The organism is Pseudomonas sp. Irchel 3E20, assembly GCF_900187645.1.
Taxonomy (GTDB): domain Bacteria; phylum Pseudomonadota; class Gammaproteobacteria; order Pseudomonadales; family Pseudomonadaceae; genus Aquipseudomonas.
Map to the genome: position 1 here is coordinate 62,877 of NZ_FYEE01000001.1, position 14,809 is coordinate 77,685.

General features: G+C 53.7%; 13 protein-coding genes and 1 other RNA gene. 3 read left to right on the forward strand and 11 right to left on the reverse strand.

Translation table 11 applies throughout. The annotated features are described in order from the left end of the window. Window positions 1-255: 255 nt before the first annotated feature. Entirely contained in the window at window positions 256-693 is a 438-nt protein-coding gene (locus tag CKW13_RS00235) for a nuclear transport factor 2 family protein (protein WP_176465019.1), read from the reverse strand. 687 nt (window positions 694-1,380) lie between these two features. Here CKW13_RS00235 and CKW13_RS00240 point away from each other — a divergent pair. Both CKW13_RS00240 and mobI read left to right on the forward strand, forming a co-directional pair. Continuing rightward, window positions 1,381-2,115: an alpha/beta fold hydrolase gene (locus CKW13_RS00240; RefSeq protein WP_305886491.1), complete on the forward strand. Its 735-nt coding sequence runs from the start codon at window positions 1,381-1,383 to the stop codon at window positions 2,113-2,115. Between the two features lie 426 nt (window positions 2,116-2,541). Next, entirely contained in the window at window positions 2,542-3,003 is a 462-nt protein-coding gene (mobI, locus tag CKW13_RS00245; protein WP_023446194.1) for a conjugative transfer protein MobI(A/C), read from the forward strand. A 386-nt stretch (window positions 3,004-3,389) separates the two neighbouring features. Here the strand turns inward: mobI and CKW13_RS00250 are convergent, their stop codons facing one another. Next, window positions 3,390-3,749 (reverse strand): hypothetical protein, encoded by a 360-nt coding sequence (locus tag CKW13_RS00250; RefSeq protein WP_095105827.1) that lies wholly within the window; start codon window positions 3,747-3,749, stop codon window positions 3,390-3,392. A 542-nt stretch (window positions 3,750-4,291) separates the two neighbouring features. Continuing rightward, window positions 4,292-5,260: an integrase gene (locus CKW13_RS00255; RefSeq protein ID WP_095105829.1), complete on the reverse strand. Its 969-nt coding sequence runs from the start codon at window positions 5,258-5,260 to the stop codon at window positions 4,292-4,294. Window positions 5,261-5,486: 226 nt separating this feature from the next. Here CKW13_RS00255 and CKW13_RS00260 point away from each other — a divergent pair, with 226 nt between their 5' ends. Beyond that, a complete protein-coding gene (locus CKW13_RS00260; RefSeq protein ID WP_095105831.1) occupies window positions 5,487-6,071 on the forward strand; it encodes a recombinase family protein in 585 nt (194 codons plus the stop codon). 185 nt (window positions 6,072-6,256) lie between these two features. Here the strand turns inward: CKW13_RS00260 and CKW13_RS00265 are convergent, their stop codons facing one another. From CKW13_RS00265 to ssrA, 8 genes are all read right to left on the reverse strand, one after another. Beyond that, window positions 6,257-6,742 (reverse strand): hypothetical protein, encoded by a 486-nt coding sequence (locus CKW13_RS00265; RefSeq protein WP_095105833.1) that lies wholly within the window; start codon window positions 6,740-6,742, stop codon window positions 6,257-6,259. Then, window positions 6,739-7,446: a DUF3800 domain-containing protein gene (locus CKW13_RS00270; RefSeq protein WP_095105835.1), complete on the reverse strand. Its 708-nt coding sequence runs from the start codon at window positions 7,444-7,446 to the stop codon at window positions 6,739-6,741. Before CKW13_RS00270 ends, CKW13_RS00265 begins: the two co-directional genes overlap by 4 nt. Continuing rightward, a complete protein-coding gene (locus tag CKW13_RS24110; RefSeq protein WP_122586295.1) occupies window positions 7,443-9,116 on the reverse strand; it encodes a hypothetical protein in 1,674 nt (557 codons plus the stop codon). Before CKW13_RS24110 ends, CKW13_RS00270 begins: the two co-directional genes overlap by 4 nt. Continuing rightward, window positions 9,097-11,313 (reverse strand): RNA-directed DNA polymerase, encoded by a 2,217-nt coding sequence (locus tag CKW13_RS00280; protein WP_176465020.1) that lies wholly within the window; start codon window positions 11,311-11,313, stop codon window positions 9,097-9,099. Before CKW13_RS00280 ends, CKW13_RS24110 begins: the two co-directional genes overlap by 20 nt. 440 nt (window positions 11,314-11,753) lie before the next feature. After that, a complete protein-coding gene (locus CKW13_RS00285; protein ID WP_256576482.1) occupies window positions 11,754-12,344 on the reverse strand; it encodes a helix-turn-helix domain-containing protein in 591 nt (196 codons plus the stop codon). Next, window positions 12,337-12,576: an AlpA family transcriptional regulator gene (locus CKW13_RS00290; RefSeq protein ID WP_034115130.1), complete on the reverse strand. Its 240-nt coding sequence runs from the start codon at window positions 12,574-12,576 to the stop codon at window positions 12,337-12,339. Before CKW13_RS00290 ends, CKW13_RS00285 begins: the two co-directional genes overlap by 8 nt. A 451-nt stretch (window positions 12,577-13,027) precedes the next feature. After that, complete coding sequence (locus CKW13_RS00295; RefSeq protein ID WP_095105844.1) at window positions 13,028-14,233, reverse strand: integrase arm-type DNA-binding domain-containing protein; 1,206 nt, start codon at window positions 14,231-14,233, stop codon at window positions 13,028-13,030. Window positions 14,234-14,406: 173 nt separating this feature from the next. Further along, window positions 14,407-14,800, reverse strand: a transfer-messenger RNA (tmRNA) gene (gene ssrA / locus CKW13_RS00300). Window positions 14,801-14,809 lie beyond the last annotated feature (9 nt).

Below are 14,809 nucleotides of genomic sequence, written 5' to 3' on the forward strand. Positions count from 1 at the left end.
AAATCGGCGGGTCGACAATGCTTCTCGAGAGAAGCATTGTCGAGATGAAAGGCATATGTTCTGAAAAAAGGCATCTGTGGCCTCCGGTGCAATCCCGATGGCGGGTTGATAAACAGGGGCGGGAAATCAAGATCGGTAATTGATTGACCCGTTGGCTGCAATCCATTCGATTGATGACGACTGAGGACAGCGATCAACAACGGACTGGCTGCATCAAAGGGCTTGGGGACGTTTTGGACCGGCAGATCTGGCTGACTACAGCCGGGCAACTTTCTGCGGTTCGCTACCGCCCCAATACAGCCAAGTCCAGCCGTCAACATTGCGCTGAAAGACCCCGGTCGCAACATATTGGACGATCGTTGGCTCTTCGTTTTCAATCGTGTGACCGTCGATGCGGATCTGTGCCCAGGCAATGTCTCCGCGCATCCAGGACACCACGAGCCGTGGTTCCCAGCGGATGTTTAAGGTGGTCACCCAAGTCACTCCATGCTGCACTGCCTCGGCCCCCATGAAGTACTCGTCCAGGCCGGAGCCGGCGATCGCGACGTCCGGATCGGCGAAGTACTTGGCGACGTCCGAGCCAGGGGTGGAAAACCCCTGCAGAACCTTCGTGATAAACGCATTGAGAGATTCCCGGGTTGCCGTGTCGGTAATCATGGACGGCGACTGGTATCCAGCGAGACTGTCGATCATAAATACTCCTGATTGCTTGCGCGTTGGGTGGGGTTGTCTTCGGTTGACGATGTCTGTCCGTGCGGCAGGTAGTTCATACGCGCCGTATGTGTTTATATTATTTGGCATACGTTCCGCATGTCAAGTTGCATGCATGCCGTATGTCTCTGCGTAAACCGCAGCCGGGGAAGGTGGGAAGTGGATGGAGCAAAGTGTTCAGAACCAGCAGAAGGTTGAACGCGATCAGTCTCGCAATGACAAAAAATGCATCCAGCAGCTTGAACGTGAACTGCTGTGCAGTGCCTTGAGCGTGATCGAACGGCAAGCTATCGTGACGCTGTGCAACAGCCCGGCGTACGCCCATTTACATCGAAGATATTTACAGCCGCAAGGCCGTGGGTTGGGAGGTTTACGAAGGCCTTCTGCGCTCAGCTAAGAGATTCAGAACATCGCTGGTCAGTTTTCTTCCAACTCTGGCTCGTCGCCAGATGACTCGATGAGTGCCTGGGCGCTGGCCATATTGGTTTCCAGTTCGTCCAGAGCTTCCTGGTGCTCCTCTCAAGTGGCAGAGTTTCCAGTTCCAGCGGGATTCAAGAGTGAATTCAAAACCATAGACGGCGTCAAGCTCCACTATGTGAAGGGCGGTTCCGGGCCTTTGGTTACCTGGTCCACGGATTTGGTCAAGCCTGGTATGAGTGGCACAGCTTGATGCCCGAACTGGCGAAGACTCACACCGTAGTTGCGGTGGATTTGCCGGGCCTGGGCGAGTCGGAACCGCCCAAGACCAGTTACACCGGCACTGACGTCTCGAAATATCTGTTCGCCCTCGCGACTCAGCTAAGCGGCAACCAGCCGTTTGACTTGGTTGCGCATGACATCGGTATCTGGAACACCTATCCCATGGCAGTAAACCACCAAAGTCAGATAAGGAAACTGGTGTACATGGAGGCACCGATTCCCGACAAGCGCATTTACGATTTCCCGGCATTCTCACCACAGGGTGAGTCGCTGGTCTGGCATTTCAGCTTCTTTGCCGCTGGCAACCAATTGGCCGAAAAGTTGATCACAGGGCATGAAAAGTTGTTCCTCTCGCACTTCATCAAAGAACACGCGACCAACAAGGAGGCCTTTACGCCTGAGCTGCTCGATCTTTACGCCAAGTCATACGCCAAGCCCCATACACTGAACGCGTCGTTCGAATACTACCGAGCGCTTAACCAATCGGTCACTGAAAACGTCGAGCTGTCAAAGACTCCCCTGAACATGCCCGTACTGGCAATCGGCGGTGGAGGGCACGGTGGAATGGGGCAACTTCAAGTGGATCAGATGAAGGAGTACGCGACCAATGTAGAAGGCCAAGTCTTGCCCAATTGTGGGCACTGGTTGCCGGAGGAGTGCTCCGCTGAATTGAATCCTCTGGTGGTCAAATTCTTGAAAAACTGACGGATGTTCTTGATGCGTAAGGTGGCTGCTATTTGAAACGCGGTGGCCACCGATGTGAGCTGAGTCCGGGGCTTGGCCAATGTCGGCTTTTGGCCGATTTCTGCCTGTCGTAACTGGCAGAAGTCGGCCAGTTGCAGCTAGGCAGGGTTACACGCCCGCTCGCTATCATCTGCTTTTAACATGTTGATCCTGTTCCGCTCAGGGTAAAGGCTGTCGTCGTCATTTATTGTGCATCCTTTGCACGTTATGTTTTTCTGCGACTGACATGTCGTCATCCGTCGATCATCTGACGCGAGGTAGGATGACAGTGTGAGCCAGTCCACCCATTTTCGGTAGATTTCAGACGGTAGAACGGTCTGAAATCGAATTCCGGGGGCTCAGCGATCGGTCACCATTTTGGCTCTTACAGCGAAGAGAGCCTTGGTCATGAGTAAAGAAGCACAAACGATAGTCACCCTGCTGGATCAGCAGTACGAGCAGTTGCTTACGGACGCGAGATGCTTGGTAGCAAGCTATGTGGATGCGTCCATGAAGCTGTACAAAAAGACCGGGGTCAAATCTGTTGTGGCCGGCGTATCAATTAAGCAGGTGAGCCCGAACGCGTATTCGATCTACTGGTGCAAACTGGTGCCGCTGCAAGGACAAAAAAACAAATTCGCGCCCCTGACTATTGCCAAGGGGAATGGCAAACATAAATATCCGGCTTCCTCGTTTGAGTTTGTTGAATATCCATACCGTCACCTCGTTCTGCAAGTTGAGGGGCGGCTTGCAGAGATTCGCCGCGTTGCGAGCGAGAATCGTCAGCTACGTCGGACGTTGGTCGCTTATGAGAAGAAGCTGTCTAGATACCAAGCGCTTAATCATGGCGACCTCTATTCGGCAGGGTAGCGGCTGAGAACCTATAAGCAGTGCCGAACAGATTTGACCCGATTGTAAATCCCGAAAGCCCCGTGCAGCTTGGTCTGGCGGGGCTTTCTCTTATCAGCAGTGAACTACGGCGAGATATATTGCTGCGCTTTATCAGGGAAGGCGACGGGTTCGGGCTATAAGCAGTGTAGGGCGCTAAATCTACTCGCTGTCAGCCAGCAGGCCCATGCAGGCGGGGGCGGAGGCCGTATTTGCTATTAGCAGTGACGCTTAAGACCAAGTCAGCCGGCCAGCTTTGATCTGTATTAGTAGTGAAAGGCTTCACTTTCATAAAATAAACATTGGTAGGTGCCGGCCTAGCTGGTACCCGTGTCGCGTAGCGGGTGGCGACGGTGACGCGCTACTCCTCAGTGCCCCCGCTGCTTTGCGAACTCAATACGGTTCATTACGCACATGGGGATGGGATAGCCCTGGATGTGGGTCGTGAGTGCCTCGTTGCCAGCTATCACCATGATGCAGGATAGGCCTCTGCGGAAGCGCATTCCTCGCCCCGAGTAATTGCGCGGGATGATTTCCCATGATTCGTCGTCGTAGTAAAAACCAACGATTTCTGACCAGTTCGATTTTATGCCCGCGCCCATGATGCCCAATGGTGTCAGGCAGAAAATCTCTACCTGGGTTTCCTGCCCAAGAGGTACAGCATAAACCCGACCGTTGGGCGCAATAGGTGGGAAGTACAGACCGTTACCGAGGTGACGAAATTCCATGCTTGTGCTCCGGATAGATGAGGTCGCTAGACACTCTCCGGTAGCTTTTGGAAAACCCAAGATCAGATGTTGCCAGCGAGTCGGCGTACGAGTTTTAGCGTACTGGGCAAACTAGCTCGCCACCTGGCGGGCGTGCATGTTGCTGATCTAAACGCCTCGGAGCTTTATTTACTTTCGCTAGGGGCGGAAATTGACAGCCCTTCCGAAGTCATCCCATGACCTCATAGGCTTGAGAAAATACTGCGTATTGCAGCGGTAGGGTGCCTTGCCGATGGATTTGGGTCAGCGCCCGCTGCCAAGAGGCAGCGGGCAGTTTGTTGCAGGTAGCTGGCCGTACCGCTGAAGACTCAGTCGTCGCCACGCTTTTTGTCCAGACGCGCTGCGACCATGTAGCCAATAGCGCCTGCGATGGTCAGCGCACTGATGACGGCAAGCACGGCATATACAAGCAATTCAAAACGATCCATATCCTGACTCCTTTAATTCGAGCTCTGCCAAGGTTAAGGGCGTCTGATCTAATCCCAAATCTGCTGTAGGATGGCTTAGCGACTGGTACCGGCGGCTTCCTTCCTCAGGTCGGCTCGGGCACCGACGTACGCATCAGTTTCCCAGATACGCATATTCCCGAGCTCGTAGGCGACGTGTTTCCGGGCCTCCAGATCCTCATCGTTGGGAGCTTTGCCCCTAAGAATCGGGGCGTGGTGACCAGACAATCGCCGGTAGAGCTCGCAGGCATATGCCGCGCGACAATCATCAATGTTTAATCCGTGAGAAAGTAATAGCTCTTGAGCTGCAGGTAGGTTCTTTAATTTCCATGTACGCCAACCTGCTGGCGTCGCGTGACTGCTACCCTGAAGTTTTTGAAATGCTGCGGCCTTCTCCAAAATTACAATTTGCTCAGGGGCAGAAATATTAACGATCCGATGCTCATGCTTATCTTTGCTGAACACATAAAAGATGTTTTCTTCTTTGGCGTCCCTGTGAGCATCTTCTGCGTCGAAGAAAAAAGCCTCAAGCAATGACATGCCGAGGTATCGAACTAGACTGATTAATATTGCTAGCTGCTCTGAGTAGAGAGCCTGAATATCCACCATCGCGACTTCAAACTGAGTTCGGTCAAGGCTGCGCGGCACGGTAATGCGTGCGTGGCTTGGGAAACCAAGACAGCTACCGACGTTAGCCGCTGCGCCCTTCCAACGGCCATCAGTTGCGAAGCCCATCACTGCATATACAGTCTCAAGCAGGACTGACACGCTTTGCAGCGGAAGATTCCCTTGGTAGGCCTGGATATAGAGCTCTTCCCCATACTTCCTTAGCAGTTTTTTATTGACGAGTTCCAGGATATCCACCTCATGGGACTCCCAGGCATAAACACTAAACTGTGCCCATTGCTGGTCGTGGATCATGGCCTTGTGCTGACTGAGTAGCCCGCGCCGGACTGCCTCCCCGAGTATTGCCGAGCCGGCCTTGGTCAAGTCCCGATCAAAATGTGAGTGGAAACTCTGCTTCATGGTCATTCCTCCATTCAGCTCAAGTGCTGAGCTGCTAAAGGAAATGTTGAGCGAAAAAAAATATCCTGGGCTTCGTTTTCGGTCGCATTCAGCGCCTGAAATTGACGAGCGCATCCATCCCGTAAACGGTCGTTTATAGGACACCTATTACAGATGATCTTATGGGCTTGGGATTTACCGCTTTCCTGCCACTTTTCCCGTACCGAAATCAGTGTGAGAAAAATGTATGGGAAAGCGGATTGGGTACGCCCGAGTTTCGACTGATGATCAGAATCTCGACCTGCAGCGAGATGCACTTGCCCTGGCTGGGTGCTCCGTGGTTTACGAAGAGACCATGAGTGGGAAGTCAGCGGATAGACCGGAGCTGGGGCATTGCCTCAAAGCTCTGCGTAGTGGCGACACTCTGGTTGTCTGGCGACTGGACCGTCTCGGTCGTTCTCTGCCCGACTTGGTTGGGATTGTCGGTAGCTTGGAGCGGGAACGGGTGGCATTCGAGTCCATTACCGAACGAATCGAAACCACCAGCGCTGCCGGCAAGTTGATCTTTCACGTGTTCGCTGCCCTGGCGGAGTTCGAGCGCAACCTCATTCGAGAGCGAACTCGTGCAGGATTGGCTGCGGCTCGTGCCCGTGGGAGAAAAGGCGGGCGCAAGCCTGCGCTGGATGATCGCCAGATACGTGAGATACGGGCGCTTCTCAGAGATCCGGAGATACAGGCTGGAGACGTGGCTCGCCGCTATGGGATTTCGCGGACTACTTTGTATCGTTATATCCGCTCATACAATGCGCTGGGGGCGGGTTGCGGACCCTAGGGCATCTGCTTGAGCACCGGCAGAGGTGGCAGTCGCAGCCTAGGCGACAGTCGTCTGAATTAACGTAACGTTACTTGAAATCGAGGCCGGTAAGACTTACTGTTCGCATCAGCTCATCTACCAGCCTTCGGGTGTAAGCGTAGAAGGAGTAACGGCCCCGTCCTCCTGCGGATGGCGCGGCCAGCCTAATTCCCCTCGTTATACCGCTCCCAGCGCCGTTCCAGTTTTCTTTGCTGATGCTCCCGCTCAACCGGGTATGCCGTCCACGGCAGGATATAGTCCTCGCGCTCGTCCAAGACCACCAAGTATTCAGCTTCGGCAAACCAGATCAGCACGCGATGACCTGAACCCTTCGGTTCGCGCCAGATCTTAAGCGCGGCGTCGGCAGCATTTTCGATAATCGGCCTTGGCCAGCGAATGCGCTCACAACGTCGCAAGTCGGGTAGGCGTTCCGCCTCGTCGTTGCCTTCGGAAATCATGTGCCAGAAGGTAGCTTCTTTGCCCTGTATAACCGGGTGACGCTTCAAGCCCAGACGCTTGCCCGCGAACACAGGTTTTGACTCAACGAAGTCGGCACAAAAGATCTGGTAGATAGCTTCCAAGTAACGAGAGAAATCGCCTCCATAAGCCTTCAGTTCCTCCAGAGCCGGCAGCCATCTTGGCAAGCTCATAGCCCGCTGCTCCCGCTCCAGAGGAATAGGTTGAACTTGGACTCACGTAACAACGTGTTCTGCTTTAGGTTATAGCGGCTGCGCTCGCGGATACGTTCGATCAGGCGCTGTTTGGCTTCGCTGCCGGTAAGCCCGCGATGTAGGTAGGACAGCGCGCCGATCAGCAAGTCGGTCAACTGCAGTTGCTCGGCTTCATGGGAGTGGATGCGTTGTACCCGGCGAATCATCCTGCGCGAGAAGTCATAGGCGTTGTGGGCCAGCACCTCATGGAGCTTGGCGACCTTCTCATGCCCTAGGGTGTCTTTGATGTCGATGTAAACGTGATATCCGGCATCCGGTTCGAATATGGTCTTGAGCATCGAGAAGTACATTTTGTAGTACCAGTCATCATGGCTCTGCCGGTACTGCTGATGATTGAGGCGGACCTTGTCAGCCACGATCAGCGCGCGGAAATGCAGGTCGTCGTCATCGAAGAAATAGTCAATGCAGTCTAAGTAGAACTGCAGCTTAGTCGCCCCTACCTTGGTCCACTTGATCTCGAAGTCCGCCGACAACCGATGTCTGACCTTGATTTCACGCAGGCGTTGTGCGATCTCTAGGCGCTTGGCCTCAGGGCACCAGACCGCACCTAGCACCATAGCCTTCTGGCCATCGTTCTCCAGATGGCAGGACTCATCGCAGTAAATATTAAAGGTTTCGCTCACGAAACAGCCCCTAAATTGCGCCCCTTGAATCCGGCCGGTGCTGCCTTTTTCTCTTTTTGCGGCTCAATTTTACGAGTGTTCTGGAATGCCAGCAGATCCACCTCAAAGATGCTGATCACTGCCTGGTTGTTACCATGCACGTGGGCAATCTGCCGCTCATAGTGCTCCTTGAACGGGGCTTGAGCACTTGAGCCTCCAAACTGGCCAGTGTTGGCAAGCATAACCGGCTGATACATATGGAACTGCAAGGCGGTTGTCATGGAGTCAAACGTCCCTATGTCTCTATTCAAAGCGCTGATGACGAATCCATCACTTATGTCGCGCATATCTGCGCCCAGTTTGAGGTCTGTTGCGTCGTAGCAGACTGCCCCAGTCAGTTTGGCTTCGGCACCTGAATGATCCTTGAGCTGAACAATGACTTGATAGGGGCGGTGCCCTGCCACCCCAGAAGATAGCTCCCAGGGGATGCCGTGCTGCTTGCCCTGATATGCACGGATGATCTGCCTACCGGCAGCACTTTCTTGTCGCAGCAGCCATACCGCACGGTTAATAGGCTTTTTCAGGTAGGGATGTTCGACAAATGTTTGCCCCGCGAATATTAAGGCTCCCGTGCTGTCTGACAGCCGATGAAGCAGCCACATGTCGTCCGGATGAATAGCAAGTTCTGGAAAGACGATGAGATCGAGCTGGTTTTTCTGCTTATCTGAGGTCTTACGCTTTGCGAAGCGGCTTGCTGCCAGTTGCTGTCCAAGCAAGCGGCACATGGCAGCGAGGTGTGCTCTATGCCTAGCCCGGTAGGAGGCAGTCCACATCAGTGGGTCGCCACTTGAGAAGTCGTTGTCCCGAGGCATTAGCGTCTGCACCAACGCGACCTTGAACTCACGTAAGTTGGATTTGGGGGAGCAGTCAACAGGCAACAGGTAGGCTGGAAGATTAGATTGACTGCCGTATATGCGGCCCTGCTCAGCCAAGCGAGCTTTGACTAGTTTGAGCAAGTCCGACGGCTGACGAAAAGCAGCAAAGCCCTCAATATCCGTCCTGTTGATCTCCAAGCCGGGCCACTGCAAAAGACGCATAACCAGCTCATTGAGCCATGGCGAGATTGGAGTTGGTTCCTCACCTAAACCGCGGCTCAGCGGCATCAGCCCCATGCGTCGTTTATACCAGCTGCTTTGTAGGCCGCGATAACGATCAAACTGCTCTTCTCGCACTGGGAAAAAACGAGTGGTGAAGTCACTTTCGCCGATGATGGCTGAGCGTAACAGACGTCCTAAACGGTAGGCCCAAGCCATTTCCTCTGAACACCATGATGGGGTCTTATTCCATGGGGGCACTATCGTGTTAGGTTCTTTGACGATCAAAGCCAGTGGCGTATCTGGATGCTGAATCTTGTTCCAGTCACTACAGTCGATTGATAGCCAATCCAAGCCCAGCCCATCGTTATCAAGGCAGTCGGAGTGCTCAGCTTTTAACAGCTCAGCGGCCAGTTTGAGTAGTGCGTTTTCTTGAACAAATGGGTTTTCTGGATGGGACACGATGTTTAATAACGAACGCCTACCCTTGGGCCAGTCTTTTAATCGTATAGATATGTCCTGTGCATGGTCTTTAGGCAAGTAGCGTTCTAGGTATTTGAGCCAACCTGCCTTCCCTTTACTCACGCCATGCACCATGTAACTCTCCAAGGATTCGTATATCTATCATTGCGATATCATCAATCAGTTTTCGGGCCTCTTTGGCCTTCAGCTTTTGCAGCCAATTACCCAGCCAAATAATGAACTTATCCCGCTGGCCGGTAATTCGCATCACAAGCAGCCCTGCTGTAAGTGAATTGGATACTTCTGCGGTCGTTGGCGGAGTGAGGCGTAAAGCGTCATGCAGTGCTCTGTAGGAAGCCAGTTCTCTAGTCAGCGGCAAAGGTACTGGATACTGCATGACAGCCAGAAAGAGTGCAGCCTGTTGATGCAGATACCACGGAAGTTTTTCGTTCTCGATTGCCTCTAGGGCTGCCTGCAGTAACTCCTTACGATAGCCAGTTATGTCCGCCGAATCTGGATAACTTTCTGGACGGTGCAACCCTGTTTCTACTGCGCCGGCCCTGAGTAGATCAGCAAGCACAAACAATGCGACTTCCCGCTCAGTTTTAGGGACGGCAGGCTCTAACTTTAGCATCAATGCCTGAAGAACTGGTCGCAGGAGCTTGGCTGAGGGGAATATGTCCAAGCCGCAGCGCAACACGCTGGCCAAGGCAGGGTTGCGTGACCAGCAAGCGATCAACTTACGGGCAATCGTTTCCATTTCATGATCAAGTGCCTGGCGCTCACTGACTTCAGTATTGGTCAGCACATCCTCGGCGGGCAGCTCTGGATCGCTCATGCTGCGGCGCATGCGTAGCACTTGGCGTAATCGATTGGCCGCAAAGCGTTTGACAGTATCGTCCCGCACGTCCGCTCGCGGCAGGGATATACGTGCTAGCGACAAGGGGTTCTCATCGACATCGTTGGCATCATCCAGTGCGTCAGCAAGCCAAAGTAAGTGATCTAGGCTGCCAGTAGCTTGCAGCAAAGCTGCGGGGTCGGGGGCTGTGCTGATTTGCCCATTCACGCCTCGCATAAAGCGGGAGGTACTACCCTGAACGGCGAAGTCTTCCCAAGCGACTGCTTCAGATTTTTCTTGTTTTATTGCCAAACCATTGTATGCGCCCTTGAAACACTCTTTAATAAGTTTGTTAGTCCAGTTACTTATACTTTTCGCAAGTGCTTCAAGTGCTAAGTCTTGTGCTGATTCATTCGAGATTGCCACGACTAAGCGCATATCATCAACATAGCGGCAGTAGTCAAGCAGCTTAATCCGAACACCAGTGGACTTCATGCGGATGTGAGTTTTTTTGCGTATTCGTGCAGCGACTAACTGGTCGAAATCATGCATATAAGCATTGGCAAAGAAGCCGCTCGCCACCAAACCCTGAGGTAAGCCTAATTTGAGATCGCTGCGGCTATCTGAATCGCTGTCTTGCCATTGCCAACTAAGAATCTTCTCAGTTGCTTCCCAGAACGGTGTAGCCTCGTCCTCGGAGTAAGGGATAGCAAATTCTTTGGCATAACGCTGATACAGTCTCTTTAATAGGTCCACCACCGCAGATTGTTCAACACAATCATAAAACTTAGCCAGATCAAGCTTGACCACAAACAGACGCTCGTCATGCAGGCTGGGCAGTACTTCGCGACAAGCCTCTGCGGGGCGCTCCAAGAAGCGCTCATAGTCCACGAAAAACTGCGAATAGGTGGTGGAGTTGCCCCAGCGAAAGCGTGCTTGCTGCTTGCCATCAGACTCTTCAGTCCAGTCGCAGAACAGCCGATTGCCGTAGCTGCAAACTCGCTGTCTGGCTTGTGCATTACTGCCGTAGCTCGCGGGGTCGGTATTACCTTGCAGTGTTTCTACAGCGTCAGCGAGACATAGCATGACGGCAGAGGCTAAAACCTGCTCACGAATGCTGACATGTGCTAGTGGACGCAAGTCGGGCTCTGCTTGTTGAACTTCGCCATTTTTATTGACTATGGCTTTAAATTTCCAGTCCCCGCCTTCAGCTTCAGCCTTCGATGGAAAGTACCACTTGCCATTTTTTGGAGCTGGCACCAGGCGCAGAGGGCTTGCTGCCCTATGGTCGCTAGTGGAAATCTGTTGCTGCCATTGTTTTAGTGTTTGCGGTAGCAGCAGAGAAACCTGCTCCAGCTCCAGAATGTCGGCATACCAATTATGTCGGCGAATGTAGGCATCAGACTTTTTCCAAGCCTGAGCCAGAACTGCCTCATCGGCCAGTAGGTCTAGCGATGGCATCAACCTTTCATAGCGGGCGTCAACAATGCTCATGCCGCGGCCCGCTGGACCTGGGCTTCGGTCAGCTGTGCATGCACCTGACCGGGCTGGATTACTTGCTTGCGTATTCTCCAGCAGGCCCGCTGAATCTCGGGGGCGATGTACCTGCTGCAGATATCCCATTCGGAAAGCGACTTTTTGTTCATACCCTCAATTCCCTTTCAAGCCGGCCTGGTCGCCCCAATCCGGCAATGTTAATCGTGCTCGATAGGTGTAAATGTACCGCGTTTGGTATCGGCTCGGTGGTTGATCTGGTTTCGGTAGCTCAAGGCATAGGCGAAAACGGCATCGCGGTTTTCTCGTGCCGAGTCATCTAGCTGTCCTCTTGATTTTTAATTCTTTCTTTTTAGGAGCTCAGCCTGAGCCGAATTCTGATGTGGACAGAGCTCTAGGTGAGCCCTATCCGGGACCATTACAGCTCAGAGCGATACGTATCACTCTGAGCTGTGTATAAGATCGCTACGGCGATTGAGGTGTCTGCGCAGCGTTTCTCGAATGCCGGCTGGCAGTCGATCTAGGTCGGTGTGCAATGAGCCTAAATCGATCTGGGAATTACCACCTGCCAGATTGATTTGTATATTCAGACGCTCGATATTCAGTGTTCGCGTACTTGCGAGATCGCCAGCGATCATGGCTTTTTTAAGCTCATTAACGGTCTGCTGGGCGCGGTCCGGCACGTAATCCCAGGTTACTACGGTATGTGGTAAGCCGGCCTCTGTGACCTGGACCTTTTCGCGTAGCATGTAGTGATTGGATCGGCCGAACTTTTTCTTTGCAATGAAACCTGCTTTTTCGAGAACCCCTAACGCCCGTTTGACCTGTGCCTGACTGACTCCAGACTGTTCGGAAATCCGTTGGATGCCCGGTTTCGATAATCCATGGTCGAAATTGGCATGTGCCTTGATGACGGCATAAACCGTAAACGCATGGGGCCCAATTCGGGCGACATCGCCCTGATCAATCATTGCCCTGAAAACATGGAACCACTGGGTCTGCGCTCGCAGTGGGGCTGAGACGTTAGTCATTGTTGTACCCTCCGCGGAGCTGTACGCGCGGCCTACTCAGGATCCAGGCAGATATCTCCGTGCTGAGCCAGCCAACCGATCTGCTGCTGCCTAGATCATATGGAGCAGGGAATTTTCCTGCGGCTATGTCGCGATAGATCGTGGATCTCTTTTTCCCGACAACGAGCTCAACCTCGGGCAGGCGAAGGAAGCGCGGTTCCTCTGGGCTGGGTGCAATAGTTCGTGCTGACATTTGATCGGTGCTCACGCGATGGCGTTGCAGCAATCCTCAGGTGCTGCAATACGCATATGTGTTGGGAGTGGCGCTCGGACTGTCCTACTGCAAAGCAGGGGCATTTGTCGGGCCTCGAGTTACGGGCCTCCGAGATTTCTCGCCGGCGGCAGCTGTGCGCATGACAGCTGGAGCTATGTTTTTGGCATGGGGGAGAGGAATACCCAGCTGGTACGGAATAGGGAGCCGTACGTTTCTTTAGCAGCCTTGCTGAAGGCGTAAAAGGCGCTGCGAGATGCTGGCGATTCCCCGATGAGGTAGCCAGAAAGTCCATTTGCTAACAGCAGATGGACTTCGGATTTTTAACGCCGTAACCGGAGCAGCGTGACGATCCCACGGAGTCCTAGGAGCGTCCAGGGAATGCCAGATTTTTACCGAGCGGAGATTGGTATTGCAAGCCCAAGTTGTGAGCTCAGGCCTTGAGGGCATCTAGGTAATCTGACCAGCGCTGCATCATGTCGCGGCGCTCAGGCAGAAATGATGTTCGGTCGTATGCGCGCCCCAGTGGATTTTTTACCGTGTGAGCAAGCTGATGCTCCAAGAGATCGGGGCGAAACCCCAACACCTCAGCACCTATGGTTCTCGCTGTCGCACGAAAGCCGTGCCCAGTCATTTCGTCGCCGCTGATGTCCATGCGGCGTAACGCACTGAGTACGGCATTGTTGGACATCGGCCGGTCGCCTCCTCGTGCCGAGGGGAAGGTGTATCGATGTCTGCCGGTGAGTGGTTTCAGCTCGCGCAGAACAGCGATTGCTTGCTGGCTGAGAGGAACCAAATGATCCGGCCGATCCTGTTTGGTGACAGTGAGCCCTTTCATCTTGTGACCAGGAATCAACCATTCGCCAGCATCCAGATTGACCTCCGACCACTCCATGTGTCGAAGGTCTCCGGGTCGGCAGAACAGCAACGGGGCCAGTTTTAAGGCACAACAGACCGGCATCGTTCCGCTATAGCTATCCAGTGCTTTGAGCAGTGCGCCGAGCTTTTCAGGGTCGGTCACGGCAGCAAAGTGTTTCACCCGCTTGGCTGGGAGAGTACGCGAGAGATTCCCGATCTGGTTGGGTGAGGTGATGCCGGCAGCTTCGGCGAACTCGAAAATCTGTTTGTAGATCTGGGCAACACGACGCGCCGTCTCGCGAGCGCCGCGCTTGATGATGCGCTGCAGGTTTTCGACCAGCATGGGCGTGCTGATGCTGCTGATCGGGAGTTTTCCCAGCCAGGGGTAGGCATTGAGCTCAAGGCGCTGCCGCACCGTGCGGGTGTATTCCGGATCCCAGGATGACTCGCGAATACTCAGCCACTGCGTGGCAACCGACTCAAAGGTGTGCTGGTGATCAAGCTGGCTGACCACCTTGGCCATGCGCCGTTGCAGCGAAGGGTCTTGGCCGCCGGCAAGCTGAACACGAGCGTCATCACGCTTGCGCCGGGCCTCCTGCAGGCCGACCTCAGGATAAACACCAAGCGCCAGGCGCTTTTCCTTTCCCAGAAAGCGGTACTTCAAGCGCCAGTAACGGCCTCCGTTGGGCTGCACCTCAAGGTACAAACCTTGTTCGTCGTACAGGCGGTATGGCTTGTCCTGGGGCTTGGCGTTACGGCAGTTGGTATCTTTCAGGGGCATTGGGGGCACATCCTCTCCGAGCGAGCTGATGAGCGTTTTATGCCCCCATATATGCCCCCGTCAACCGTGGGATGCCCTGGGATTAGGTGGGAAAAAGTGGGCAATAAAAAAGCCGTAAAGCTTTGATTTCTCTAGGCTTTACGGCTTTTCTGGGTCTTCCTGGGAAGACAAAATGGTGGAGCCGGGGGGATTTGAACCCCCGTCCGCCAGTACTCCGCTGTCGGTACTACATGCTTAGCCGTGTCTATTGAGTTAACCCTCAGCCGCCCGACGGGCAGGGTGCATTGGGCGAGTTGTGTAAGTTTTAGCCGCTTCGTCCACAACGTACTGCACGGCGATTCTGTTCTATATGACAATCACTTTGGGTTTACAGACATCCCCTGATGATTGCTGGACCCGAAGGTACCAGAAGGGAAGGGCTAAGGCTGCTTACGCAGCGAGAGCGTATTCCCCGTAGGTTTCGTCATTGGCAACTATAGAAAGTTGCAACAGTGGATTTACGAGTTCTGTTACCAACTCGGCATGCACCTAAAGGTTCGCAACCGGCGTCGAATCCTAAACGGCCCCGAACCTGCT